At 66.2% G+C, this 25,501-nt stretch carries 22 protein-coding genes; 14 read left to right on the top strand and 8 right to left on the bottom strand.

Translation table 11 applies throughout. From position 1 onward, the window contains the following. Nucleotides 1-48: 48 nt before the first annotated feature. Nucleotides 49-612 carry a CHAP domain-containing protein gene (locus GOACH_RS14770; protein WP_005176154.1) on the bottom strand — a complete coding sequence of 188 codons (564 nt, stop codon included), beginning with the start codon at nucleotides 610-612 and terminating at the stop codon, nucleotides 49-51. Between the two features lie 188 nt (nucleotides 613-800). On the opposite strand from GOACH_RS14770, the gene GOACH_RS14765 reads away from it, so the two are divergent. The 6 genes from GOACH_RS14765 (at nucleotide 801) to GOACH_RS14740 (ending at nucleotide 7,846) form a co-directional block, all read left to right on the top strand. Continuing rightward, nucleotides 801-2,357: a leucyl aminopeptidase gene (locus GOACH_RS14765; protein ID WP_005176152.1), complete on the top strand. Its 1,557-nt coding sequence runs from the start codon at nucleotides 801-803 to the stop codon at nucleotides 2,355-2,357. 215 nt (nucleotides 2,358-2,572) lie between these two features. After that, nucleotides 2,573-4,378, top strand: coding sequence for a 2-oxoglutarate dehydrogenase, E2 component, dihydrolipoamide succinyltransferase (gene sucB / locus GOACH_RS14760; protein ID WP_005176150.1), 1,806 nt, complete (start codon nucleotides 2,573-2,575; stop codon nucleotides 4,376-4,378). Between the two features lie 7 nt (nucleotides 4,379-4,385). Then, nucleotides 4,386-5,270, top strand: coding sequence for a TIGR01777 family oxidoreductase (locus tag GOACH_RS14755; protein ID WP_005176148.1), 885 nt, complete (start codon nucleotides 4,386-4,388; stop codon nucleotides 5,268-5,270). A gap of 5 nt (nucleotides 5,271-5,275) precedes the next feature. After that, nucleotides 5,276-6,007 (top strand): lipoyl(octanoyl) transferase LipB, encoded by a 732-nt coding sequence (lipB, locus tag GOACH_RS14750; RefSeq protein WP_005176146.1) that lies wholly within the window; start codon nucleotides 5,276-5,278, stop codon nucleotides 6,005-6,007. Further along, nucleotides 6,004-7,041: a lipoyl synthase gene (gene lipA, locus GOACH_RS14745; protein ID WP_005176145.1), complete on the top strand. Its 1,038-nt coding sequence runs from the start codon at nucleotides 6,004-6,006 to the stop codon at nucleotides 7,039-7,041. The genes lipB and lipA overlap by 4 nt, the downstream gene beginning before the upstream one ends. 61 nt (nucleotides 7,042-7,102) lie before the next feature. Beyond that, complete coding sequence (locus GOACH_RS14740) at nucleotides 7,103-7,846, top strand: DUF4191 domain-containing protein (RefSeq protein ID WP_005176144.1); 744 nt, start codon at nucleotides 7,103-7,105, stop codon at nucleotides 7,844-7,846. Between the two features lie 3 nt (nucleotides 7,847-7,849). On the opposite strand, the gene GOACH_RS14735 is transcribed toward GOACH_RS14740, so the two are convergent. Continuing rightward, nucleotides 7,850-8,347, bottom strand: a complete 498-nt coding sequence (locus GOACH_RS14735) for an RDD family protein (protein WP_005176143.1) — start codon at nucleotides 8,345-8,347, stop codon at nucleotides 7,850-7,852. 384 nt (nucleotides 8,348-8,731) lie between these two features. On the opposite strand from GOACH_RS14735, the gene glnA (GOACH_RS14730) reads away from it, so the two are divergent. The 3 genes from glnA (GOACH_RS14730) to GOACH_RS14720 all read left to right on the top strand — a co-directional run bounded on the left by glnA (GOACH_RS14730) (nucleotide 8,732) and on the right by GOACH_RS14720 (nucleotide 11,250). Continuing rightward, entirely contained in the window at nucleotides 8,732-10,165 is a 1,434-nt protein-coding gene (gene glnA, locus GOACH_RS14730; RefSeq protein WP_005176138.1) for a type I glutamate--ammonia ligase, read from the top strand. Nucleotides 10,166-10,322: 157 nt separating this feature from the next. Then, nucleotides 10,323-10,979, top strand: coding sequence for a DUF4189 domain-containing protein (locus GOACH_RS14725; protein WP_005176133.1), 657 nt, complete (start codon nucleotides 10,323-10,325; stop codon nucleotides 10,977-10,979). A gap of 85 nt (nucleotides 10,980-11,064) precedes the next feature. Continuing rightward, nucleotides 11,065-11,250, top strand: coding sequence for a hypothetical protein (locus GOACH_RS14720; protein WP_040518816.1), 186 nt, complete (start codon nucleotides 11,065-11,067; stop codon nucleotides 11,248-11,250). Between the two features lie 47 nt (nucleotides 11,251-11,297). Here the strand turns inward: GOACH_RS14720 and GOACH_RS14715 are convergent, their stop codons facing one another. Then, nucleotides 11,298-12,755, bottom strand: a complete 1,458-nt coding sequence (locus GOACH_RS14715; RefSeq protein WP_005176128.1) for an MFS transporter — start codon at nucleotides 12,753-12,755, stop codon at nucleotides 11,298-11,300. Between GOACH_RS14715 and GOACH_RS14710 the strand changes: the two genes are divergently transcribed. Further along, on the top strand, nucleotides 12,745-13,416 hold the full coding sequence (locus GOACH_RS14710) for a TetR/AcrR family transcriptional regulator (RefSeq protein ID WP_005176126.1): 672 nt from the start codon (nucleotides 12,745-12,747) through the stop codon (nucleotides 13,414-13,416). The genes GOACH_RS14715 and GOACH_RS14710 overlap by 11 nt on opposite strands. Here GOACH_RS14710 and GOACH_RS14705 read toward each other — a convergent pair. The 5 genes from GOACH_RS14705 to GOACH_RS14685 form a co-directional block, all read right to left on the bottom strand. Further along, nucleotides 13,374-14,000 carry a biliverdin-producing heme oxygenase gene (locus GOACH_RS14705; RefSeq protein WP_005176122.1) on the bottom strand — a complete coding sequence of 209 codons (627 nt, stop codon included), beginning with the start codon at nucleotides 13,998-14,000 and terminating at the stop codon, nucleotides 13,374-13,376. The two genes, GOACH_RS14710 and GOACH_RS14705, sit on opposite strands and share 43 nt — an antisense overlap. Next, on the bottom strand, nucleotides 13,997-14,944 hold the full coding sequence (locus tag GOACH_RS14700) for an endonuclease/exonuclease/phosphatase family protein (protein WP_005176118.1): 948 nt from the start codon (nucleotides 14,942-14,944) through the stop codon (nucleotides 13,997-13,999). Before GOACH_RS14700 ends, GOACH_RS14705 begins: the two co-directional genes overlap by 4 nt. Before the next feature lie 33 nt (nucleotides 14,945-14,977). Next, a complete protein-coding gene (locus tag GOACH_RS14695) occupies nucleotides 14,978-17,986 on the bottom strand; it encodes a bifunctional [glutamine synthetase] adenylyltransferase/[glutamine synthetase]-adenylyl-L-tyrosine phosphorylase (protein ID WP_217999519.1) in 3,009 nt (1,002 codons plus the stop codon). Between the two features lie 32 nt (nucleotides 17,987-18,018). Continuing rightward, entirely contained in the window at nucleotides 18,019-19,359 is a 1,341-nt protein-coding gene (gene glnA / locus GOACH_RS14690; RefSeq protein ID WP_040518851.1) for a type I glutamate--ammonia ligase, read from the bottom strand. 85 nt (nucleotides 19,360-19,444) lie between these two features. After that, nucleotides 19,445-21,028 (bottom strand): alpha/beta hydrolase, encoded by a 1,584-nt coding sequence (locus tag GOACH_RS14685; protein ID WP_005176104.1) that lies wholly within the window; start codon nucleotides 21,026-21,028, stop codon nucleotides 19,445-19,447. A 176-nt stretch (nucleotides 21,029-21,204) separates the two neighbouring features. Between GOACH_RS14685 and panB the strand changes: the two genes are divergently transcribed. The 4 genes from panB to GOACH_RS14665 all read left to right on the top strand — a co-directional run. Then, on the top strand, nucleotides 21,205-22,074 hold the full coding sequence (gene panB / locus GOACH_RS14680; protein ID WP_005176103.1) for a 3-methyl-2-oxobutanoate hydroxymethyltransferase: 870 nt from the start codon (nucleotides 21,205-21,207) through the stop codon (nucleotides 22,072-22,074). 148 nt (nucleotides 22,075-22,222) lie between these two features. Then, on the top strand, nucleotides 22,223-23,200 hold the full coding sequence (locus GOACH_RS14675; RefSeq protein ID WP_245551909.1) for an alpha/beta hydrolase: 978 nt from the start codon (nucleotides 22,223-22,225) through the stop codon (nucleotides 23,198-23,200). A gap of 89 nt (nucleotides 23,201-23,289) precedes the next feature. Further along, nucleotides 23,290-24,486 (top strand): methyl acetate hydrolase AcmB, encoded by a 1,197-nt coding sequence (gene acmB / locus GOACH_RS14670; RefSeq protein ID WP_005176098.1) that lies wholly within the window; start codon nucleotides 23,290-23,292, stop codon nucleotides 24,484-24,486. A 98-nt stretch (nucleotides 24,487-24,584) separates the two neighbouring features. Then, nucleotides 24,585-25,501: CdaR family protein (locus GOACH_RS14665; RefSeq protein ID WP_005176096.1), on the top strand; the 917-nt coding region annotated here is incomplete at its 3' end.

Below are 25,501 nucleotides of genomic sequence, written 5' to 3'. Positions count from 1 at the left end.
TTACCGATCGGCGTCCGACCCGTGCACGTCGCACGACGACCCGCGCATTCAGGGCACCCCGTAACCCTGCACTCCCTGCACCGTCCGCACATCGAAGTGGTCGAGGGTGATCCCCTGCGACTCGGCCCCACCCACCGTCGTCACGGTGTCGCCATCGCGCGCGACCACGATGTTCGTGTGTTGCCGAAAGTGGTTGGGTTTGTCGTAGAGCACGATGTCACCGGGCTCGGGCACCCGCGATGCCGCTCGCCACCGACCACTCGAGTGCAGATAGTCGGTCAACGTGGCCACGCCAGGGATACGCCACGATCCGGAGTTCGGATTGTCAAACGACACACCGGCTTTGCGCATCACCGTACTGACGAAATCAGCACACCACGATTCGTCGACACCCCCGGAGTAGACCGTGCCGGGCGCGTTGCGCTCGTACTCTGCGCGCACGACATCGACAATCCGTGCGCGCGTCGGACTCAATCCCGCGGTCTCGAGCGCCGGAAACCCCGGCCGGAACGAACCGACCCCCGCCTTCGCCGCCACGCGCGAGAGTGCGTCGTCGTGTCCCGACACCGCACGCAACCCGGCCACGCACCCGGCCGCGATGACGACGACCACGACGACCGCCACAAGCCACGGCCATCGACGACGGCGCCGCTCGGCATCCCCCACATCTGCGCGCCGTGCGGCATGCCGCACCGAACTCGTACTCACCGGACCCTCGTACTCACCAGACCACGGTAAATGCCCGCCCCAGGAGGTGTGTGTCGTGTCGATCCGCGGAGTGACGTGGCAGAGTTGGGCGGGTGAGTAAGAACGAGAGCGTCGACCGGACACGCGGTCCGAAAATGCAATTGGCAACCTCCCTCGACAAGAACGACGAGGTCCTCGTCATCGGACTCGTCTCCCCCGAGAGGCCAGACGAGAAGCCGGCAGGCGAGAAGTCGGCGGGAGAGGCCACTCCCACTCTCTTCATCGGCGACGGGCTCCTCGACGACGCCCAGGCATCGGCGATCAGCGACGCACTCGTCGCCATCGGCGCCGGCGGCGCGCACGGGGATGTCTCCACGATCCCTGCACCGGACTCGCTCGGCGTCGAGGTCGTGGTGGCCGTCGGGCTCGGGTCCCCCGACGACGTGGAAGACCCGGAGAAGCTCCGCCAGGCTGCCGGCATCGTCGCCCGCGCACTGTCCGGTCGCGAGCAGGTGGCCACCACGCTCGCCGCAGGTGGCATCGAGCCCGTCGCAGAGGGATTCTTCCTCGGCGCCTATCGGTTCGACGAATTCCGTTCTGCCAAGACACTTCCCACGAAGACACCACCGACGACGGTGCGTCTGCTGGTGGAGAACACCGGAAAATCCGCGACCGCGCAACTCGATCACGCCGTCGCCGTCGCCGATGCCACCGCCATTGCCCGCGATTTCGTGAACACCCCACCGAGTCACCTGTATCCGGAGGAATTCGCCGAGCGCGCCCGCCTGCTCGGCAGCAAGGCCGGACTGAAGGTGGAGATCCTCGACGACACCCAACTCGAGAAGGACGGCTATGGCGGGATCGTCGGCGTCGGCAAGGGTAGTTCACGACTTCCGCGCCTCGTCCGACTGACCCACACGGGTAAGAAAGACGCGAAGAAGGTGGCGCTCGTCGGCAAGGGCATCACCTTCGACACCGGCGGCATCTCGATCAAGCCCGCAGCCAACATGGACCACATGACCTCTGACATGGGGGGTGCAGCAGCGGTCATCGCCGCGACCATCCTTGCCGCCCGGCTCGACGTCGACGTGTCGGTGACCGCCACCGTGCCGATGGCCGAGAACATGCCATCGGGCACCGCGCAGCGTCCCGGCGACGTGCTCACCCAGTACGGCGGAACCACTGTCGAGGTGCTGAACACCGATGCAGAGGGACGCCTCGTTCTCGCCGACGCCATCGTGCGCGCGTGCGAGGACGAGCCCGACTACCTCATCGACACCGCGACGTTGACCGGCGCGCAGATGGTTGCGCTCGGCGCCCGTACTCCTGGCGTGATGGGCACTGAGCAGTTCCGCGACCGGGTTGCCGAGCTGTCGCAGGAGGTCGGCGAGAACGCGTGGCCGATGCCCCTGGCCGAGGAACTGCGCGCCGACCTGAAGTCACGGGTGGCCGATCTCGCCAACGTCACGAACCACCGAAACGGCGGCATGCTCGCCGCGGGACTGTTCCTCCGGGAGTTCGTCGCCGACGGAGTGCAGTGGGCCCACATCGACGTCGCCGGACCGGCTTTCAACACCGGAGCACCGTGGGGCTACACCCCCAAGGGAGGTACAGGCGTTCCGGTCCGCACCATCGCTCGTGTCATCGAAGACATCGCCGCGAACGGATGACCGCACACCTACCCGCCATCGTCGCCGACAACGCGCGCGGCCAACTCGCCGCCCGCGGTTGCGTCGACACGTCACATGACGCGGGCCGGTGGCGGGTAGGGTTTAGCGCGTGGGTATCGGCCACCCGCCGACGCCCGTGTTCCGGTGGCGCACACACCACCGCGACAGACCACACATAACCCAGACACATACGTCGAGTCGAGGAGTCAACAACGATGGCCTTCTCCGTCCAGATGCCAGCCCTTGGTGAAAGCGTCACCGAGGGGACAGTCACCCGGTGGCTGAAGGAGGAGGGAGATACCGTCGAGGCCGACGAGCCATTGCTCGAAGTCTCCACCGACAAGGTCGACACCGAGATCCCCGCGCCGACCTCCGGCGTACTGACGAAGATCGTCGCCCACGAGGACGACGTCGTCGAGATCGGCGGTGAACTCGCACTGATCGGCGAGGCGGGCGAGTCCGCCCCGTCCGACTCCGATTCGTCGGATTCCGGGTCATCGGACTCCGCGGGCGGCACAGCGCCCGAGGAGGCTGCCGAGCCCGAACCCGAGCCCGAGGCGCCGTCCACCAACTCAGACGCTCCTGCCGAGAAGCCCGCAGCACAGGCCGCACCCAGCGGCGGATCGGCATCGGGAACCGACGTCCTCATGCCCGAACTCGGTGAATCGGTTACCGAGGGAACCGTCACCAACTGGCTCAAGCAGGTCGGCGACGAGGTCGCAGAAGACGAGCCGCTGCTCGAGGTCTCCACCGACAAGGTCGACACGGAGATCCCTTCGCCCGTCGCCGGAACCCTGCTCGAGATCGTCGCCAACGAGGACGACGTCGTCGAGATCGGTGGCAAGCTCGCGGTGATCGGCGACAAGTCGGCGGCCGCAGCCCCCGCGTCGGAGCCCGAACCGACTCCCGAGCCCGCCAAGAACGAGCCGGCCGACCAAGAGCCCGAGCCCGCCAAGGCCAAGCCGGAACCGGAACCCGAGCCCGAGCCTGAGCCTGAGCCTGAGCCCGCCAAGGCGAGCACCCCGGCGCCCAAGGAATCCACCGATCCCCCGACCGTCGAGTCCACCCCCTACGTGACCCCGTTGGTCCGTAAATTGGCGTCCGACAACGACATCGACCTCAACTCGATCAAGGGCACAGGCGTGGGCGGCCGTATCCGCAAGCAGGACGTGCTTGCCGCTGCGGAGGCCAAGAAGGCACCGGCGCCCGCTGCCGCACCTGCTGCATCGTCGGCACCGGCGGCAGCATCGTCGGCCCCGGCGGGGCACGGCCCCGAGGTCCGTCCCGAACTCGCCGAACTGCGTGGAACGACGCAGAAGATCAGCCGCATCCGGCAGATCACGGCGAAGAAGACACGCGAGTCGTTGCAGGAGAGCGCGCAGCTCACCCAGGTCTTCGAGATCGACATGTCGAAGGTGTCGGCACTGCGCAAGGCGGCCAAGGAGTCGTTCAAGGCCTCCGAGGGCGTCAATCTCACCTACCTTCCGTTCATCGCGAAGGCCGTCGTCGAGTCGCTGAAGGCGCATCCGAACGTCAACGCCTCGATCGACGAGGAGAAGAAGGAGATCACCTACTACGACAAGGTGCATCTCGGCATCGCGGTCGACACCGAGAACGGCCTCCTGTCCCCGGTGATCCACAACGCCGACGACCTCTCGCTCGCCGGTCTGGCACGTGCCATCGCCGACATCGCGGCCAGGGCCCGGTCGAACGGTCTCAAGCCCGACGAGTTGGCCGGTGGCACCTTCACCATCACCAACATCGGTAGCCAGGGCGCGCTCTTCGACACCCCGATCCTGGTTCCGCCGCAGGCGGCCATGCTCGGCACCGGGGCGATCGTCAAACGTCCGGTAGTCATCACCGGCGACGACGGCTCCGAGTCGATCGCGGTCCGTTCGATGTCGTTCTTCCCGCTCACCTACGATCACCGCCTCATCGACGGAGCCGATGCGGGTCGCTTCCTGACGACGATCAAGAAGCGTCTCGAAGAAGGCGCCTTCGCAGCGGAATTGGGGCTGTAAGGCCCGCATGCTGATCGCTGTCGCGGGCTCCCACGGGCTGATCGGTTCGACGCTGGTCACCTCGCTGACCGACGCCGGTCACACGGTACGGCGGCTGGTCCGCCACGAGCCGTTGTCCGACGACGAATTCGGTTGGGACCCCGAGACTCTCGGGGTCCCGACCGAGGCGCTCGACGGCGTCGATGCGGTGGTCAGTCTCGGCGGCGTCGGCGTCGGCAACCAACGGTGGACCGGCCGGTTCAAACAGGAACTGCGCGATTCGCGGATCACCCCCACCGAGGTGATCGCCGAGGCCGCGCGCACGGCGGGCGTCCCGACGTTCATCAGCGCCAGTGCCTCGGGCTACTACGGCGACACCGGCCAGCACGCTGCGACCGAATCCGACGGCCCGGGACACGGCTTCCTCGCAGACCTCGTCGTCGACTGGGAGAACGCCGCGACACAGAACGCGGGCGCCGACACCCGGGTCGTACTGTTGCGCACCGCTCCCGTCCTGTCCCCTTCCGGCGGCTTGCTCGCACAACTGCGCCCGATCTTCAAGCTCGGTCTCGGCGGGACGATCGGCAGTGGGCGGCAGTACTTCTCATGGATCACTCTGGTCGACGAGATCCGCGCCATCGAGTTCCTGCTCACGTCGGCCATCAGCGGTCCGGTCAACCTCGCCGCCCCCGGCGCCGTCCCGTTCGCCGAGTTCGTGTCGGCCTTCGGCCATGCGGTACACCGGCCGACGTTCGCGCGCGTGCCCGGCTTCGCCGCGAAGTTCGTCGGCGGCGAGATGGCCGAGGAGATGATTCTGTTCAGTCAGCGCGTTGCACCCGGAGTGCTCAGCGACAACGACTTCACCTTCACCCATCCCGACATCGAGTCCGGGCTGGGCTACGCGAATCGGTGATCCCCATGCCACGCGAATCCATTCGTTCCGACCCGAACACTCCCATCGAGGTACGCAACCTCGGCGTCGTCGACTATCGCGACGCCTACGAGGCACAACATGCCCTGGCAGCCGAACGCGCCGACGGCACCCTCGACCACGACCTCCTACTCCTGCTCGAACACCCGTCGACCTACACGGCCGGTAAACGCACCGAGCAGTCCGACCTCCCGACCAACGGCGCAACCGTCGTCGACGTCGACCGCGGCGGCAGGATCACCTGGCACGGGCCCGGCCAACTCGTCGGCTATCCGATCGTCGCCCTCGCACAACCACTCGACGTCGTCGACTATGTCCGGCGTATCGAGTCGGCACTCATCACGGTCTGTGCGCGCTTCTCGGTCACCGCGGGACGCGTCGAGGGCCGCTCGGGAGTCTGGGTCTGCGACGACGCCGGTGAGCGCAAGCTCGGCCAGATAGGCATCCGCGTCGCGCGGGGCGTCACCCTGCACGGCTTCGCACTCAACGTGCATCCCGACATGAGCGCATTCGACGCCATCGTGCCGTGCGGCATCGCTGATGCCGGCGTCACCTCACTCGCACTCGAGGCGGGCCGCGAGATCACTGTCGACGACGTCCTCGTCGACGTCGTCGATGCTGTGCGCTCGGCATTCGACCACCGCGACGTCGACGGTGTTGTGACCGGGATAACGGACTCGCAGACCTCGCCCGAGCCGGGCGTAGCATCGGTGCGGTGACAGTGTCTGATTCACCAGCCTCGGCCCCCACCGCTCCCGACGGACGCAAACTGCTGCGCCTCGAAGTGCGCAATGCGCAGACGCCGATCGAGCGCAAACCCAAGTGGATCAAGACCCGCGCAACCATGGGCCCGGAGTACTCCGAACTCAAGGGGCTCGTGAAACGTGAAGGGCTGCACACGGTTTGCGAGGAAGCCGGGTGTCCCAACATCTACGAATGCTGGGAAGACCGCGAGGCGACCTTCCTGATCGGCGGTGAGCAGTGCACCCGACGCTGCGATTTCTGCCAGATCGACACCGGCAAGCCCGCCGAGCTCGACCGCGACGAGCCGCGCCGCGTGGCCGAGAGCGTGCAGGCCATGGGATTGCGGTACTCGACCATCACCGGTGTCGCCCGCGACGACCTCCCCGACGAGGGCGCATGGCTCTACGCAGAAACGGTGCGGGCCATCCACCGCCTCAACCCGGGCACGGGCGTCGAGAACCTGATCCCCGACTTCCACGCCAAGCCCGACCTGCTCGCCGAGGTGTTCGACGCCCGCCCCGAGGTGCTCGCGCACAACCTCGAGACCGTGCCCCGTATCTTCAAGCGGATCCGTCCGGCGTTCAGGTATGAGCGCTCGCTCGACGTGCTCACCCAGGCACGCGACTTCGGGTTGGTCACCAAGTCGAATCTCATCCTCGGCATGGGTGAGACCCCCGAGGAGGTCCGCGAGTCCATCGTCGACCTGCACGAGGCCGGATGCGACATCCTGACCATCACGCAGTACCTGCGTCCATCCCCGCGACATCATCCCGTCGAACGGTGGGTGAAGCCCGAGGAGTTCGTCGAACACTCCGAGTACGCCCGCGAAGTCGGGTTCGCCGGTGTGATGGCGGGGCCGTTGGTCCGTTCGTCGTATCGTGCGGGGCGTCTCTACGCGCAGGCGATGGCCCACCACGGCCGTGAACTACCTGCCGCGATGACCCACCTCGCCGACGAGGGATCGGCGAGCCAGGAGGCGTCGAGCGTGCTCTCGCGTCTCGCCCGCTGACCCGTCGCGGCTCGACCAACCCCAGACGTGACGTCGCGGCGTCGGACGTATCCTAGAGGGCATGGCAAAGGCGTCTGCAGCAAGCAAAGAGGAAAAGGCCGCGGCGAAGAAGGCTCGGCGTAAGGCCTCGCGTGAGCGCTACACCCAGCTCTGGCAGGCATTCCAGATGCAGCGGAAAGAGGACAAGCGACTCATTCCCTACATGGTCGGCATCTTCGTGCTGGTCGTGGCGATCTTCGTGGTCCTCGGACTCACCATCGGCAGCCCATGGCTGTTCATCCCGGTCGGAGTGATTCTCGGACTCCTGGCGGCGTTCGTACTGTTCGGCCGTCGCGTCCAGAAGACCGTCTACACCCGTGCCGAGGGCCAACCGGGCGCTGCCGGGTGGGCGCTGGGCAACATGCGTGGACAGTGGCGTGTCAGTCAGGCCGTGGCCGGCACCAGCCACCTCGACGCCGTGCACCGCGTGATCGGCAAGCCCGGCGTGATCCTCGTCGCCGAGGGATCGCCCACTCGCGTGCGCTCGCTGGTCGCTCAGGAGAAGAAGAAGGCCGCCCGCGTTGTCGGCGACACCCCCATCTACGAGGTGTATGTCGGCAACGACGACGACCAGGTGCCGCTCTCGAAGCTCGAGAAGCACCTCAACAAATTGCCCCGCAATATCGACGGGAAGCGTATCGACGCACTGGAGGGTCGGCTCAGCGCGCTGAGCAGTCGCGGCGCCGGGCCGGCGATGCCGAAGGGACCGCTGCCTGCGAACGCGAAGATGCGCAGCATGCAACGCACTGCGCGTCGTCGCAGCTGATCGTCAGCGCGTACGAATCATCGCCGTGCCGGTCGCACGGTCGTGCAGCGCACGACCGTTGTAGTCGTTCATCAGCGCGGGCACGATGAACACGATCAGCACCTGACGTGCGAGCGCACGGATCGGTCCGACCGCCGCGAAGCCTGTGGTTCCACCGATCTCGGAGGCGGTGCGTTCAGGCCCGAGATCGACACGGGCGACCCGGGTGCCGACCGCGAACTGTCCCGGGGTGAAACCGAACAACGTCACGGTGACGACTCCGACGACGAACCACACCGCCAGGATCACCGTGCCCATGTCGGGTGAGCCGAAGCGCACGAACAGCAGCGAGAGTCCCCCGGCGATCAGCCAGTCGACCATCAGCCCGGCCACGCGATGCCAGCCGCCTGCCAGCGAACCGGGGCCCGTCTCGGGAAGCCCGAGGTCGGCTCCGCGGTACTCGACGTCGACGTCGTGGCCCGCCTGCGGCCCCGACAGCCATGATCCGGTAGCGCGGCCCATCGCGGACACCTCTCTGTTCGTGGTCAGTGCCGGAGCTACGCCCGCGGCAGGTATGTCGTCAGCCCAAGCGCGCTGAGCGCCTGTCTCTGCACGTCAGTGTATGCCCTGCATGCGAGTGGACCGGCGGGCCGTTGTCTGATCCCGGCGCGGCCGCAGCAGCGAGTGGCCGAATTCACCACGCGCGAAACCTCGCCATCGGGAATAGTTATGGTGTCCCACGTCCGCGGTGTGTAACACAGGAGAAACACGTCCTTGACGCGCGGGCAACGTCCTGTCCATACGGTCTGAGCTGAGATCCGCTGCTGTCTCTCGGTGGCGGACGAGCGTGTCGGGTGACCGTCTCATGGCCACCCGCCGGCGAAATAGTGAAGGAGTCACCGCACGGTGTACAGCAGCAAAGAAGAACTACTCGAGGGCATCAAGAAGGAAGGTGTCGAGTACGTCGACATCCGTTTCTGCGACCTGCCCGGTGTGATGCAGCACTTCTCCATCCCGGCGGAAGCGTTCGACGAGAGCGTCTTCGAGGACGGCCTCGCATTCGACGGTTCGTCTGTCCGCGGATTCCAGTCCATCAACGAGTCGGACATGATGCTGCTGCCGGACCCGGCAACCGCTCAGATCGACCCCTTCCGCAAGGCCAAGACGATGAACGTCAGCTTCTTCGTCCACGACCCGTTCACCCGGGAGGCCTACAGCCGCGACCCGCGCAACGTCGCCCGCAAGGCGGAAGATTACCTCGCATCGACCGGCATCGCCGACACCTGCTTCTTCGGCGCCGAAGCGGAGTTCTACATCTTCGACAGCGTCTCCTACGGCTCGGAGATGAACGGCACCTACTACGAGGTCGAGTCGGAGTCGGGCTGGTGGAACGCCGGTTCGCCGGTCGACCCCGACGGTTCGCCGAACCTCGGCTACAAGGTGCGCCCCAAGGGCGGGTACTTCCCCGTGGCGCCGTATGACCACTACGTCGACCTGCGCGACGAGATGTCGACCAACCTGACCAACGCGGGCTTCGAGCTCGAGCGCGGTCACCACGAGGTCGGCACCGGCGGCCAGGCCGAGATCAACTACAAGTTCAACACGCTGCTCCACGCCGCCGACGATGTGCTGCTGTTCAAGTACATCATCAAGAACACGGCGTGGGCCAACGGCAAGTCGGTCACCTTCATGCCCAAGCCCCTCTTCGGCGACAACGGCTCGGGCATGCACGCCCACCAGTCGCTGTGGAAGGACGGCAAGCCGCTGTTCCACGACGAGGCCGGTTACGCGGGACTGTCGGATCTCGCGCGCTACTACATCGGCGGCATCCTGCACCACGCACCGTCGCTGCTGGCGTTCACCAACCCGACGGTCAACTCGTACAAGCGTCTGGTGCCCGGCTACGAGGCCCCGATCAACCTGGTCTACAGCCAGCGCAACCGGTCGGCGTGCGTGCGTATCCCGATCACCGGCAACAACCCGAAGGCCAAGCGTCTCGAGTTCCGTTGCCCGGACAGCTCGGGCAACCCCTACCTCGCGTTCGCCGCGATGATGATGGCAGGTCTCGACGGCATCAAGAACAAGATCGAGCCGCACGAGCCCGTCGACAAGGACCTCTACGAGCTTCCCCCCGAGGAGGCCAAGAACATCCCGCAGGCACCGACCTCGCTGAGCGCCGTCATCGACAAGCTCGAAGAGGATCACGAGTACCTCACCGCCGGTGGAGTGTTCACCGAGGACCTGATCGAGACCTGGATCGCGCTCAAGCGTGAGAACGAGATCGAGCCGGTTCAGATCCGCCCGCACCCGTACGAGTTCGCGCTGTACTACGACTGCTGAGTCGTAGCGCCCGCTGCAGCACCGCCCGCCCGACACCGCGTCGGGCGGGCGGTGTCGCTTTCCGGGGACCGTCGGCAGTGGTTCACCCGGCCAGAATCCGCCCCCGGCACCGCAACTCGGTGCGCAGTCGCACAAGGCGTCATGCAATGCTGTTCGCATGAGCTACCCAGGACCGGGCCCCAGCGGGCCGTGGCCCCCTCAAGGGCCCCCGCCGCAGGGTCCCTATCCCTACGGGCCGGGCGGGCCGGGGCCGCAGCCTCCCCGTCGTGGGAACGGAGCGTTGATCGCTGTCCTCGCGGCTGTGGGCGTCCTCGGCATCCTCGCCGTCGTGGCGGTGATCGGCGTGGTGATCTGGGCGTCGAATCGAGCCGACGATGCGTCGAACCTCACGTCGGCCACGGGCGCCACCACAGCGACGACCACCGACGACTACAGCGCCTCGACAACCCCCGGCGACTACGATTCGACGCCGACCCCCGGGCTTCCCCCGCCCGCGGCGACGACGACGCCGTCGGTCGACTACTACGGCGCCATCGCTGTGTCGACGCAGACCGGTAACGTGGGTTATGCGGTCAACGCACTCTCGCGCGCCGATGCCGAGAGTAAGGCCCTGTCCCAATGCGGTGTGTCGAGTTGCCAGGCTGCCACCTGGTGGCGCAACGCCTGTGGCGCCATTGTGCATTCGCAGTCGGACATGTCTTGGGGATGGGCCTGGGCGACAAGTGAGCAGGCCGCGACCGACGCCGCCACGTCGCGGCTGACCGGCGGCTCGCCCAAGGTGATCTTCAGCCGCTGCACCTCGAACGTGGGCTGATCACTAGTCGGTGATGCACTTCACATGGTGTGATGGGGCCTTCGTACCCTCACACAACGTGCCGACTGCACGTAATCTCTTGGTCATGACCCGCATGCTTTTTGTTGAAGATCTTGTGCCCGGCGACCGCATCAATATCGACGGCGTCAAGGCCGTGGTGCGCAAGCAGGTACCCCATGGCGAGACCCAGCGACTCATCGAACTCGCCCACAGTTCGGACAGCCGCACCGACATGATCGTCGACGTCGGAGTCAAGATCGAGGTCTTCTGACACCGAGTCCCGTTGCTGCACAGCACCCTGACCCGGTGCCGGTGTCGTCAGTCCGGGACTCCCGAATGGTCCACGCCCCGGTCGACACTCCCCTGGCTCCCGGTCGCCCGTGTCGTTCTCCTCATCCAGCCGACGAGCAACGCCGTCACCACGAGGACCCCAGCTCCAACGAATGCCGCGATCGACGCTCCGTCGACGAAGGCTGAGCGTGCCGCGTTCACCACGCTCGACGCTTGTCCCGCGTCGAGATGTCGTGCGGTCGCGATCGCGCCCGCAAGACTCGACGATGTCTCACCGATCGTCAGATGTGCGGGAAAAGTCATGCGATACACCAGATTGACGACACTACCGATTACCGCAATGCCGATTGCCCCACCGAGTTCGCTCGACGTCTCCAGCAACCCCGATGTCGCCCCGGTGCGATGCGCGGGCGCGACCCCCATCACATAGTCCGCCACCACCGAAGATGCCGAGACGATCCCGGTGGCCAGCAACGTCGAACCGACGAGGGCGACAAGCAGCGTATCCACTCCGAGCAATCCCCCGAGTACACCGAAACCGACTGCCCCCGTCAGCAACCCGACGATCATCACAGTCGGTCGTCCCCACCGCGCCGAGGCGAGTGCGGCGAGCGGCGCGGTGACCGCGACCAAAACACTCGGCGCGATACTCCACAGCGCTGCCGTCAACGGCGAGTAGCCGAGAACCGATTGAAGATACTGCGTCACCACGATCGAATTACCGAGCAGCGCGAACATGCACACGACGTTCGTCCAGATCGACACCGAGAATCGACGGTCGCCGAACAGGCGCAGCTCGATCATCGGGTCGTCGAGTTGCCGTTGTCGCACGACGAACATCGCGCCACACGCCAGGCCGACGACCAGCGCACCCCCACGCACCATCGACCAGCCGTCGGCAGCGAACTCCTTGATCGCGTAGATGGTCGGAAGCATCGCGCCGAGCATCAGCAGTGCGCTGGCCAGGTCGATCCGACGGTTCGCGACCGCGGTGTCGCCGGGCAACAGGAGCGGCGCAACAACGAGCAAGGCTGCCATGACCGGAACATTGATCAGGAACACGGCTCCCCACCAGAAGTGTTCGAGCAGCACACCGGAGATGATCGGCCCCACGGTGACCCCGCCCGCGAGCACTGCGTTCCACGTCGCGATCGCCTTCGCGCGATCGGTGTCGTCGACGAAGATGTGGCGGATCAACGCCAGGGTCGACGGCATGAGCGTGGCGCCGGAGACCGCCAACACTGCTCGGGCCAGGATCAGTAGTGACGCCGTGGGAGCGAACGCCGCGAGGATCGACGCCGCGCCGAACCCTACGGCTCCCCACATCAACACGCGCCGATGACCCACGCGGTCGGCGAGCGACCCCATCGTGAGCAGCAGACCGGCTAGTACGAATCCGTAGACGTCCAAGATCCGTGACATCGCCCGCGCCGCGGTCGCCATCGCCGACGAGCGCGGATGGGAAGCCGTGTCGATGAAGGCCATTGCCGACTCGCTCGGACTCTCGGCGATGTCTCTCTATCGCTACGTCGACGGCAAGGACGACGTCGTCGACCTGCTCGTCGACGAGGCATATGGCCTTCCGGAGCCCGAGCTGACCGCTTCGGGTCCGTGGCGCGATCGGGTCGGCGCGTGGGCACGGGCAGCGGCCACCACGCTGCGCGCTCGGCCGTGGATCACCGAGATCCCGATGTCGCGTCCGCCGATGGGACCCAACACCGTCTCGTGGACCGAAGCCGGTGTGCAGGCATTCGACGACGTCGCACTGACAGGACAGCAGAAGCTCAACGCGCTTCTGCTCGTCGACGGATTCGTACGACACCACGTTCGCCAGTCAACGCAGATGGGTCTCCTGGGACAGTCGCGTGACGGCGATGTCAGCGGGGCGAGCAACGCGCACGAATCGTCGTCAGGCGACAACGGATACGAGGCGACGATGCTCGAGCTCGTCGACAATGAGCGGTTCCCGGCGCTGACGGCCGCGGTCTCGGAAATGTCGGACGACGACGACTTCTTCACCGACCAGTTCGAGTTCGGTCTGACCGTGCTACTCGACGGCCTCGAGGCGATGATCTCGCGTACGGCGCGCTGCGAGAAGTCAGCTCAGCCCACGCGCGCGGCGTCCAGTTCGGCGAACAAGGCTTGATTCAGTTCGAACGCCGAGATCGCCTCTGCGACGAGACGTTCGATATCGGGCTCGGCAATGGCGAGCGCATCGATCCGATCGCGGTAGGCGTCCTTGTATCGCTTGAGTTTGTCGATGCCGTCGAACGCGTAGAAGCTCAGCGCCGACGCGCCGAGTCCGTAGTGTTCCCGCATCCGATGCGCGACGACCTGCCCGCCCGAGAGGTCGCCGAGATAGCGGGTGTAGTGATGTGCAACGTAGCGTGCCGGATCCGTTCGCGTGGCGTCGATGGCGTCGACATACCGTTCGACAGCAGGCAGCGGCGTAATGGTCTCCGGGTCCACTCCGAGCGTGCGGAGATCACCGATCAGCCGGTCGGTCCGTAGCAACCGATCGTCGAGCACGGCGTCGGCGACCGGGTCGCCTGCCAACGCAGCACCCACCTCTTCGAGAGCGCGATAGATGAAGAACAACTGGGCGGCAAGGCGTCCGTACTGATCGGCGTCGAGGCGGCCGGACAGCAAATCGTCGATGAAGGTGGCGTTCTCGGCCTGTTGGTGTGCGACCGCGGTCGCCTCACGGAGGCGGTGGGAGATGGTTGTCATGATGCAACCAGTGATACCACCACGCCGCGGTGATCGGAACCGCCGAGGTCGAAGGTGTCGACCTTCGATGCGACGAATCCGCGCACGACGACGTGATCGAGGGCCAGGAAGGGTCTGCCACCCCACTTGTCCGTCGGGTACGTGGGCACGAAACCCGCTCCGGACTGATCGACGGTGTCGGCGAATCCGTGCTGTAGAAAGTCGCGATAGCGGACCTGATCCCACGTCGCGTTGAAGTCACCGGCGACGATCGCCCGTCCGGAAGGGATCGCCTCGAGGCGGGTGCGCAGCAGATCCATGTCACGGACCCAGATGTCGGTCTTGCCGCGCAATGGGGCACCCGGATGTACCGCGAATACCTGGGTATCGCGCGCGCCGGGCAGGTCCGTTCGCGCGCGCAGATTGTGGAGCACGGTGTTCTCATCGATCTCGGCCTGGTCGGTCAGGGGTGAACGACTGAAGATCGCGGTGCCCTGGGCGAACGGTCCCGGCACCGCATACGAGTACGTCAGCTGCCTGCCGACGGTGGCCTGCAGACGGTCGAGCGCCTCCGGAGTCACCTCCTGTAGCGACACCAGGTCGACACGCTCACGCTCGACCACCTCGGCGATCTGGTCGACATCGCCGCCACCGACCATCAGGTTCGCTGTCAGCACGGTAAATCTCTCCCCGGCAGGTGGCGTCTGCGACACCCACAGCGGCACCTGGGTGATGCACAGCGCGACGAGCGCGGCGATCGCGAGCGGGAGCGTCAACCAGCGGCGAAGGGCAACAAACACGATGACGGCGAGGGCCGCGGGGATGATCGCGAAGGGCACCGCGCTGGTGAGGAAGATCGTGACTTCGCCCCGGGAGCGAAAGTAGTGGAGCCAGACCGCGATACCCGCGGCGACCATCATCGCCCAGCCCACACCGAGTAGAACGAACACGAGGACCCGGCGCATCAGACGGCAACCACTCTCATCGGGCCGATGTGCTCATGCGCCGAACACCTTGAGCACAACGGCTTTGGCGCGGCGGGTGACCCGGAGGTAGTGATCGAGGAACTCCGCGGCCTGATCCTCCGGCCAGCCCGCAGCAAACGCTATCTGCCGCAACTGCTTTCCCGGACCGGGGAGCTGATCGATCGGCTTGCCACGCACCAGCACCAGACTGTTACGGGCCTTGGTGGCGGTGATCCACGCATCCTTGAGCAGCGCGACGTCGTCCTCGGCGAGCAGTTCCGCCGACCCGATCGCGTCGAGCGACTGCAGCGTGGATGTGTTGTGCAGTGACAGATAGCGATGTGCATACTTCAGCTGCAACAACTGCACGGTCCACTCGATGTCGGCGAGACCGCCACGACCGAGCTTGGTGTGCGTTGCCGGATCGGCTCCGCGCGGCAGCCGCTCGGCGTCGACGCGTGCCTTGATACGCCGGATCTCTTTGACCGCATCGTTGGAGACACCGCCCTGCGGATAACGGATGCGATCGGCCATGTGCAGGAACTCGATTCCGAGTTCCTCGTCTCCGGCGACCTGGTGCGCCCGCAGCAGCGCCTGCACCTCCCACGGTTGTGCCCACTGCTCGTAATACGCGGCATAGGCGGCGAGTGTGCGTACGACCGGCCCGTTGCGACCTTCGGGGCGCAGACCGGTGTCGACGATCAGCGGCGGGTCGTCGCTGGGTGAGCCGAGCATCGACCGGACCACCTCGGCGATGGTCTGCGCCCACCGCACGGCCTTGGTCTCGTCCTCGCCCGGATTGGGTTGGCATACGAAGAGCACGTCGGCATCCGAGCCGTAGCCGAGTTCACCGCCGCCGAGTCTGCCCATTCCGATCACTGCGATACGCGCGGGCGCAGTGCGAGACTCGACGCGCTCGGAGTCCTGGATCGCAAATTTCAACGCCGCGTTGAGGACTGCTGCCCACACGCTCGACAGTGCCTCACACACCTGCGGGACGTCGAGCAGACCGAGAACGTCCGCCGAGGCGATACGTGCCAGTTCGGCGCGACGATGCGACCGTGCCGCGGCCACTGCGCGACGCAGATCCGGTTGTCGCACCGTCGACGCCACCAGTCCTTTGGCGACGTCCTCTGGCCGTACCTCACACAGCCGCGGACCGTCGGGACCGTCGGTGTAGAGGTTGATGACCTCCGGCGAACGCATCAGTAGGTTCGCGATGAACTCCGACGTGCCGAGCACATGCATCAGACGCGCCGCGACGACGCCGTCATCGCGCAACAGACGCAGAAACCAATCGTTGTCCATCACGTCGCAGAGCCTGCGGTAGTTCAGCAGGCCCGCATCGGAATCCGGTGTGTCCCCGATGTACTCGAGCAGCTGCGGCAGGATCAACCGCTGCACCTGACCACGTCTACCCGACACCGACGCCAAGGCTCGGATGTGGCTCAACGCACGCTCGGGTTGTGCATAACCGAGTGCTGACAGACGGCGCATCGCGGACTCGTCGGTCAGCGTCAGCTCCGTGGTGTCGAAGCGCACCGCGGCTTCGAGCAGCGGCCGGTAGAACAGCTTCTGGTGCAGGCGTCGCACCCGGAGGCTCTGGTGCTTGATCTGCCTGCGCAACACCGACGTCGCGTCGAGATCGCCCTCCCGCCGGATATGCGCGGCGCGCGCCAGCCACCGCATGTTGTTGTCGTCGTCGAACTCCGGGAGCAGGTGCGTGCGCGACATGCGCTGCAACTGCAGGCGATGTTCGAGTAGGCGCAGGAACTGATACGACGCGTTGAGATTGGCGCCGTCGTCGCGTCCCACGTAACCGCCTGCGGTCAACGCGGAGAGCGCGTCGACTGTCGCGCGCACCCGCAGCGTCTCGTCGACGCGGCCATGGACCATCTGCAGCATCTGCACAGCGAACTCGACATCGCGGATGCTGCCACTGCCGAGTTTCAGGTTCCGGTCACGTTCCTGTTCGGGCACAAGCGATTCCACACGGCGCCGCATCGCCTGGACTTCGGGGACGAAGTCATCGCGCTCGGAGGCCTGCCACACCATCGGGTTGATGGCGTCGTGATAGCGCTGTCCGAGTTCCATGTCCCCGGTCATCGGCCGGGCTTTCAACTGCGCCTGGAACTCCCACGTCTTGGCCCACCGGTTGTAGTACGCGACATGCGAATCGAGCGTGCGGGTGAGGGCGCCGGATTTTCCCTCGGGGCGCAGCGCGGCGTCGACCTCGAAGAACGCCAACGAGCCGACGCGCATCATCTCACCCGCGATGCGTGCCGACGTCCCGTCGGCCGGTTCGCTGACGAACACCACGTCGACGTCGCTGACGTAGTTGAGCTCTCGCGCGCCACATTTGCCCATCGCGATCACCGCGAGCCGCACCGGGATCGGTTGGTCGCCACACACCTCTCGGAACGCGACAGCCAACGCAGCGGTCAACGCGGCATCGGCGAGGTCGGCGAGCAGCGCGCCGATCTCGGGAAACCAGATGACAGGCTCGTCCTCGACCGTCGACGCCACATCGTGGGCCGCGACCTGCAAGACGAGGTTGCGGTAGGCGGCCCGCAGCGCAACGACGGCCTTCGGGCCGCTGAACCCCGCACGAAAAATCTTGTTGCCGCGCTCGATCTCGCCGGGTTCGGCGACCGCGTCGACAGCGGCGAGCATCTGTCGGTTGATCTCCTCGGTATCCGGGAGTTGCGCTGGAATCAGACGCCGCCACGCCTCCGGCTCGGCCACCATGTGATCGCCGAGGGCGTCCGACGATCCGAGCACCGCGAGGAACCGACCGCGGAAACCCTTGTCGGTACGCAGCAGATCGTCGACTTCCGACCAGTCGTCGCCCAACTGTGCCCGCAACCGGACGATTGCACGCAGCGCGAGATCCGCGTCGGGAGAGCGCGACAGCGACCACAGGAGGTCGACCGACTCCTCGTTGTTCCAACCGAGGTCGGACAGGTTCTTCTCAGCGTCGGGATCGAGCAGGCCCAGCCGCCCCACTGCCGGTACGCCGCCACGACCTCGAAGTGTTGTCACACCCTAGAAAATAGCGTCCCGGCCACCGCGAATCACAGCGGGAGGTAGTTCCTCAGTTCGAATGGGGTGACCAGACTGCGATAGTTGTCCCACTCTGCCCACTTGTTACGCAGGAAGTAGTCGAAGACGTGCTCGCCGAGCGTCTCGGCCAACAGCTCCGACTTCTCCATCTGGTGCAACGCGTCGGCGAGGCTTCCGGGCAGTTCCTTGTAGCCCATCGCCCGACGCTCAGCCGGCGTGAGCGCCCACACGTCGTCCTCGGCCTCGTCAGGCAATTCGTAGTCTTCGACGATCCCCTTCAGCCCGGCGGCCAGCAGTACCGCGAAGGTCAGATAGGGGTTGCACGCGGAATCGGGGCTGCGTACCTCGACGCGTCGCGACGACGCCTTGTTCGGCGTGTACAGCGGCAAGCGGACCAGCGCAGAGCGGTTTGCGCCGCCCCAGGTGGCTGCGGTCGGAGCCTCGCCGCCGTAGATCAGACGCTTGTAGCTGTTGACCCACTGATTGGTGACCGCGCTGATCTCGTTGGCGTGGTGCAGGATTCCCGCGATGAACTTCTTGCCGGTCTCCGACAACTGCATCGGGTCGTCAGGGTTGTGGAAGGCGTTGGTGTCGCCCTCGAACAGACTCATGTGGGTATGCATCGCCGACCCGGGATGATCGCTGAAGGGCTTGGGCATGAAGGTGGCCCAGACACCTTCGCCGATCGCGACCTCCTTGATCAGGTACCGGAACGTCATCACGTTGTCGGCCATCGACAGCGCGTCGGCATAACGCAGGTCGATCTCCTGCTGGCCGGGCGCACCCTCGTGGTGAGAGAACTCGACGGAGATCCCCATCGACTCCAGCGCCTCGATCGCGTGCCGACGGAAGTTGGGCGCGGCGTCGTGGACGGCCTGATCGAAATAGCCGCCGCTGTCGGCGGGTGTGGGCACGCTACCGTCGAGCGGGGCCTCCTTGAGAAGGAAGAACTCGATCTCGGGGTGCACGTAGCAACTGAACCCCTGGTCTGCGGCCTTGTTGAGTTGACGACGCAGGACGTGTCGCGAGTCGGCCCAGCTCGGCGTGCCGTCGGGCATCACGATGTCACAGAACATCCTGGCCGAATGGTGCCTGCCCGACGACGTCGTCCACGGGAGGATCTGGAACGTCGACGGGTCGGGCCTGGCAACGGTGTCGGCCTCGGAGACACGGGAGAAGCCTTCGATGGCAGAGCCGTCGAACCCGATACCCTCTGAGAACGCGCCTTCCAGTTCGGCCGGAGCGATCGCCACGGATTTCAGATATCCCAGGACGTCGGTGAACCAGAGACGCACGAATCGGATGTCGCGCTCTTCGAGGGTCCGCAGCACGAATTCCTTTTGGCGATCCATGACCGCCGACATTAGAAGTAGCCTGTTAAATCGGTGTTACGTTCATAAGTCAAACTCGACAACCTGCGCATTTGGCGTGGCGATCTCAGCATGCGAGAGAGCGATTCAATCCTACGGGATTCGACAGATAGCGATCGACGGCCTCGTCCACGCACCGGTTGCCATGGAACGCCGATGTGTGACCGTATCCGTCCACCGTGACCAGTGTGCCGCGAGTGCGTCGGGCGACAGCCTCCCCCACGGCATAAGGCGTGGCCGGATCGTGAGTCGTCGCGATCACCAAAGGCGCGGGTGCCACGGGACCGACCTGTTGCGCCGACGACGGCGCGGCCGACGCCGAGTGGCCCTCGGTAGCCGTAGCCTGACTCGCGGGTGGCCAGAAGGCGCACGTGTCGAGGGGAGCCCGGCCGGTCGCGCGTCCGTCGTCGGAGTACGGGGCCGCGGCACGGAGTCGGCGCTCGAAGTCGTCGGCCAAGCGACGGTCGGTGATCCGTGGGCCATCGGCGCACCCGATCGCGAGATTCGCGTCTGCCGAGTTGTCGTAGGTTCCGCCGGGTCGTCGACCCTCCAGCATGTCCGCGAGCGACATCAACGTCTGGCCTCCTCGTCCCGCGGCGAGGTCGGCCAGTCCTGAACGCAGGGTCGGCCACAGGTCGTTGCGGTAGAGAGCCATGCTCGTACCGTCGACCGCCGACTGAAAGGTCAGCACACGTCCGGGCCCCGCTGGAGCAGGTCGATGCGTCAGGGCGCGCACGATGCCCTGGTATCTGCCCAGCGCTCCTGCCGGGTCCGCACCGAGCGCACAACCGGGCACCTCGGTGCAGTCGCGGACGAAGGCGTCGAACACATCCTGAAACGAGCGGGCCTGGGCGACCGATGCGTCGATCGGGTCGGCAGCGGGATCGACGGCGCCATCGACAACCAGACGGAACAACCTTCCCGGATAGCGCTGCCCGTAGTCGAGACCGATCTTCGACCCATAGGAGAAGCCGATGAAGTCGACTCGACTCCTCCCGAGAGCGATCCGGAGGCGCTCGACGTCGTCGACGACGTGCGAGGTGCCGACGAGTCCGAGGAATTCGTCGCCGACCCGCGCCGAGCATCGTCGGGCGTCCGCGCGATTGGCGGCCTCGGCCTGCGCGACCCCCTGCTCGGATCTGTCGCCACGGTCGACGTTGCGCTCGGCATCGAGTTCTGCTCCGGTCCGGCACCGGATCTGTGGCTCCGACGCGCCCACGCCGCGGGGATCGAATGCGACGACGTCGCTGTGGGCGGTGAAGCCCTGCGCCGCAAGACGATCCGCTGCACCGAGGAGGAAATCGACTCCCGAGGCCCCCGGCCCGCCCGGATTGATGAGCACCGTGGCGTCGCTTCGCTGCGCCGCAGCCAACCTCGCCACCGCGAGCGTGATCGTGCGGCCCCGCGGAACCGCAGGGTCGAGGGGGACGGCGAGTGTTGCGCACTCCACTCGTGCCGCCGACGATCCGATCACCGCGCCGTCTCGGCACGGCCCCCATCGGATCGACGCGTCGGGGTCCGCATCGTCGGGTTCACGTCCACCGCAGGCGAACGCGAGGAGCGCCACAACGACCAGCAGCGGCACGAGCGTCACCCTGCCGGGCGCCGCGTGCTGCCGAACCGGTGCCGGCCCACGAGACGAGCAGGTCATTGGCGCGATGCTACTGACACATCCCGCGCCCACGACGTCCATTCCGGTACCCGCAGGTGTGAGCAAACACACGTTCATCGCCGGTCGCCCGAGAGCGTATCGGTGGAACACTGAAGAGCGTCCGAACACAGCCCGGGTACCCGCAGAGCGGGACTCGAGGAAGAAAAGAGACAACGATGTCCGATCAGGCACCCCATTCCGACGCGCCCATCTACGGTGGCGCCTCCGACGATCCGGCTTCCGCGCCGCGTCGACGCACCACCCGCATCCATCACCTCGCACAGATGAAGGAACAGGGCGAGAAGTGGTCGATGCTCACCGCATACGACTACTCGACTGCCCGCATCTTCGACGAGGCGCAGATCCCGGTTCTGCTGGTCGGCGATTCCGCCGCCAACGTCGTCCTCGGCTACGACACCACCATCCCCGTCTCGATCGACGAGCTGATCCCCCTCGCGCGGGCCGTCGTCCGTGGCGCCCCCCACGCGCTCGTCGTCGCCGACCTTCCGTTCGGCAGCTACGAGGCGAGTCCTCAGCAGGCGTTGGAAACCGCGGTGCGCTTCTTCAAGGAAACCGGTGCGCATGCAGTGAAACTCGAGGGCGGCGAGCGTGTTGCCGACCAGATCGCCACACTGACCGCCGCGGGCATTCCGGTCATGGCACACATCGGTTTCACCCCGCAGAGTGTCAACGGACTCGGCGGATTCCGCGTCCAGGGCCGTGGCGACGCCGCAGACCAACTCATCGCCGACGCCATCGCGGTCCAGGAGGCGGGCGCGTTCGCGGTCGTCATGGAGATGGTGCCGGCAGAACTCGCCGCCCAGATCACCCGCAAGCTGACGATCCCCACCGTCGGCATCGGTGCAGGCAACGAAACCGATGCGCAGGTACTCGTCTGGCAGGACATGGCGGGCTTCACCCACGGCAAGACCGCCAGGTTCGTCAAGCGCTACGCCGACGTCGGCGGCGAACTGCGCACCGCAGCGGCCACCTATGCCGACGAGGTGCGCCGGGGAGTCTTCCCCGCGCCCGAGCACAGCTACTGACGGGTCCGCGTACCGTCACCGCCCGCCTGTGTTCGCGGGCCGTGACGGATTTCGTTCCCGCCTCATCCGCCACATGGCGGGTCGAATCGCCCGAACCCGGGCGCACTGGCGGTACCGACTGTGATGCAGCGTACCTAGACTCGTGTTCGTGACAGAGACCACGCTGAGCGGTACGGAGCGGCCCGAGTTCGACCCCGAACTCAAGGCAGGCCTCGCCGTCGTCGGCGGCGTCTTTCCCCCGACCATCACGCCGGATCTCATCGCCTTCATGCGCAAGTCCTACGCATCGCCGCCGATCGAACAGATTCTGGCCGGGCGTGCCGTCGAGCATCGCGAGTTCATGATCGACGGTCACGGCGGCGACGAGATCGTTGTATCGGTGTTCAGTTCGCCGCGCGCCAGCGGGCGACGCCCGGCCATCGTCTACGCGCATTCCGGCGGACTCATGTTCGGTGACCGGTTCAACGCCCTCGACATCAATCTCGAATGGGTGGAGCGACTCGGTATCACGCTCGTATGCCCCGAATACCGACTCGCGCCGGAGCATCGTGACCCGTACGCACGCGAGGACATGTACGCGGCACTCGAATGGACAGCCCGACGTGCCGCCGAGATCGGCGTCGACGTCGGGCGGCTCATGGTCGGCGGAGCCAGTTGCGGCGGTGGCCTTGCCGCGGGAATGGCACTCGCCGCGCGCGACCGGGGCGGTCCGACAATCTGCGCCCAACTGCTGGTCTACCCGATGCTCGACGACCGCAACATCACCGCGTCGACCCACCAGTTCGACGGCGTCGGCGTCTGGGATCGGATCAGCAACGAAACCGGTTGGCGCGCGAGCCTTGCAGACGCCTACGCGACCGCCGACGTCTCTCCCTACGCTGCCCCGGCACGCGCGAGGGATCTGCGCGGGTTGCCGCCTGCCTTCCTCGACGTCGGCACCGCGGAGATCTTTCGCGACGAGACCGTCGCCTACGCGCAAGGCCTCTGGGCCGCGGGAGTGAATGCTGAACTTCACGTCTGGCCGGGCGCCTTCCACGCGTGCGACATCTTCGCTCAACACACGGCGTTGGCGAAGGCCATGTTGCGTACCCGATTCTCCTGGATCGAGCGCACGTTGGCCGATTGAGCCCCTGAACAACTCCCACACAAGAGCATTCGCTTCGGCCACACCCGGTCGCAGCGCGATGAATTGCACCCAAGGAAAGGATCGACACGATGAGTGCACCGATGATCGACGCCGACAAGGTCGCCGCCGCAGCAGCCGAAGTGGTGAACGGAGCCGTACCCGCGGTCCCCGGAGTGGTGGCAGGTATCACCACCGATCGCGAGAACATCTACCTCGGGGCCGCAGGCAAACGCTCGGTCGACTCCGACGTTCCCATGACCACCGACACCACCTTCGCGATCTTCTCCACCACCAAGGCGTTGACGGCGACCGCGGCGCTACAACTCATCGAGTCCGGGGATCTCGACATCGAAGCACCGGCCAAGGCGTACGTGCCCGCGATCGGCGAACTCCAGGTGATCGACGGCTTCGACGACGCCGGGGAACCCATTCTGCGCGCGCTGGCCTCCGACATCACCACTCGCCAGTTGCTGTTGCACACGGCCGGATTCGGTTACGACTTCTTCAACGAGACCTACAACCGTCTCGCCACCGAGCACGGCCAGCCCTCGATTGTCACGGCAACCATGGAGTCGCTGACCACACCGCTGTTGTTCGATCCGGGCACGCAGTGGGAGTACGGCACCAACATGGACTGGTGCGGGCTGGTGGTGGAGGCGATCACCGGCAAGCGACTCGACGACGTGATGAAAGAACGCATCTTCACCCCGCTGGGGATGAACAGTTCGTCGTTCCGTCTCACCGAAGACCTCCGCTCCCGACTGGCCACGATGCACCAGCGTGAGGCCGACGGCTCGCTGCGGCCGCTGCACGACTTCGTGCCGCCCGCCGAACCCGAGGTGCACATGGGTGGCCACGGCATCATCTCCACCGTGGAGGACTACCTGAAGTTCATCAGGATGTGGCTCAACGACGGCCGGTCGGACTCGGGTGAGGAGGTCCTGCGGAGTCAGACCGTCGAGTTCGCAGCACAGAACCATCTCGGTGATCTGAAGGTCAAGATGCTGCCGGGAGTCATCGCCTCGCTGTCCAACGACGCCGAGTTCTTCCCGGGCCAGTCGAAGTCGTGGTCGTACTCGTTCATGGTCAACGACGAGGAGGCACCGACCGGACGGCCCGCGGGCTCGCTCGGTTGGGCGGGCCTGGCCAACCTCTATTACTGGATCGATCGGCGCAACCACATAGGCGGGTACTGGGCGACCCAGATCTTCCCGTTCGCCGACCCGGCTTCCGTCGGCGGCTATCTCGACATGGAAACCGCCGTCTACCGGGCACTGCGCGGCTGAGGACACACGCCACCGGACCCGGCCGAGTCGTCAAACGGCCGCTCGGGGTCCGGTGGCGCGATACCCTCCTAAGTCACGGCAGGACGAACAGGGGATTCATGCAGGAACTGCTCGGTCGGATCTCGGCGCTCGACCCGAGCGCCAGCCTCGGCATCCGCGTCATCGCCTGTTTCGACGAGCTCATCGTCGGGCAGGTCAACGTGCACGGGCTCCTCGCTGCCGCTGCCGCGTTGGCGGGCTGTCCGGCAGGACTCGACCACGCGGGTGAGATCACGCGGGTGTCGCCGATGGGCGAGACACTCGAGCGGAGTACTCCCCCTGCCATCTCCTCCGAGCGGGTGTCCGACGAGCTGACCGTGTGGATCGAGCGCGAGGCGCAGGCGCAACCGAACGACGCGATCATCCTCGAACGCCTGGCGCTCGCGGTACGTATCCGATTCACCGACCACGGCTCGAGCGCGGCGACCAGGGACATGCATGCCGTGCTCGACGACCAGGTGGACCAACAACGACGTCGTGAAGCCGCTGCGCGCCTTGGCTTGTCGGCGGGGACGCGCTATCGCGTGGTCGCGGCTCCCCTCTTCGCACAGTGGGCACAGTCCGTACCGTGGCCCAGCGATGTGATGACGACCCCGCACGGCACGCTGCACGTGCTCATCGCACCCGCGTCGACCATCGACGCACCGGCAACTCCCAGCGGGATCGGCGGAACCGCGCACATCGAGGACCTGCCCTACTCGCTGCGCACCGCCACCATCGCGCTCCGCCTCACCCGCGCACCCACGCAGGGATCGATCTGCGCCGACGAGTTCGGCGGGTTGATCGATCTCCTCGCCGACGTTCGCGGCGAATCGTCGAATCCCGATGTCGCAGCGCTGGATTCACTCATGAGAGAGGTCCCTTGGACGTCGGAGACGGTCGACGCCGTGTTGGCCTCGGCGACGGTACGGCAGGCCTCGCGCACACTCGGAATACATCACTCCACGTTGCAGTCGCGCCTGGAGACGATGCGCTC

This window comes from Gordonia aichiensis NBRC 108223, assembly GCF_000332975.1.
GTDB classification, from domain to species: domain Bacteria; phylum Actinomycetota; class Actinomycetes; order Mycobacteriales; family Mycobacteriaceae; genus Gordonia; species Gordonia aichiensis.
This window is presented reverse-complemented; position numbering and strand designations above follow the sequence as displayed.

Coding starts and splice junctions, on each gene's coding strand:
- GOACH_RS14700 (WP_005176118.1), bottom strand. CDS start 14,944: ATGCGCCGGGTCCTCGTGTTCGTTCTACTCGGTGTGGGCTGGGCGATG.
- panB (WP_005176103.1), top strand. CDS start 21,205: ATGTCCGATCAGGCACCCCATTCCGACGCGCCCATCTACGGTGGCGCC.
- GOACH_RS14725 (WP_005176133.1), top strand. CDS start 10,323: ATGAGCTACCCAGGACCGGGCCCCAGCGGGCCGTGGCCCCCTCAAGGG.
- GOACH_RS14710 (WP_005176126.1), top strand. CDS start 12,745: ATGAAGGCCATTGCCGACTCGCTCGGACTCTCGGCGATGTCTCTCTAT.
- sucB (WP_005176150.1), top strand. CDS start 2,573: ATGGCCTTCTCCGTCCAGATGCCAGCCCTTGGTGAAAGCGTCACCGAG.
- GOACH_RS14755 (WP_005176148.1), top strand. CDS start 4,386: ATGCTGATCGCTGTCGCGGGCTCCCACGGGCTGATCGGTTCGACGCTG.
- GOACH_RS14720 (WP_040518816.1), top strand. CDS start 11,065: ATGACCCGCATGCTTTTTGTTGAAGATCTTGTGCCCGGCGACCGCATC.
- GOACH_RS14740 (WP_005176144.1), top strand. CDS start 7,103: ATGGCAAAGGCGTCTGCAGCAAGCAAAGAGGAAAAGGCCGCGGCGAAG.
- acmB (WP_005176098.1), top strand. CDS start 23,290: ATGAGTGCACCGATGATCGACGCCGACAAGGTCGCCGCCGCAGCAGCC.
- GOACH_RS14705 (WP_005176122.1), bottom strand. CDS start 14,000: ATGACAACCATCTCCCACCGCCTCCGTGAGGCGACCGCGGTCGCACAC.
- lipB (WP_005176146.1), top strand. CDS start 5,276: ATGCCACGCGAATCCATTCGTTCCGACCCGAACACTCCCATCGAGGTA.
- GOACH_RS14685 (WP_005176104.1), bottom strand. CDS start 21,028: ATGACCTGCTCGTCTCGTGGGCCGGCACCGGTTCGGCAGCACGCGGCG.
- GOACH_RS14735 (WP_005176143.1), bottom strand. CDS start 8,347: ATGGGCCGCGCTACCGGATCATGGCTGTCGGGGCCGCAGGCGGGCCAC.
- GOACH_RS14715 (WP_005176128.1), bottom strand. CDS start 12,755: ATGGCCTTCATCGACACGGCTTCCCATCCGCGCTCGTCGGCGATGGCG.
- glnA (WP_040518851.1), bottom strand. CDS start 19,359: ATGGATCGCCAAAAGGAATTCGTGCTGCGGACCCTCGAAGAGCGCGAC.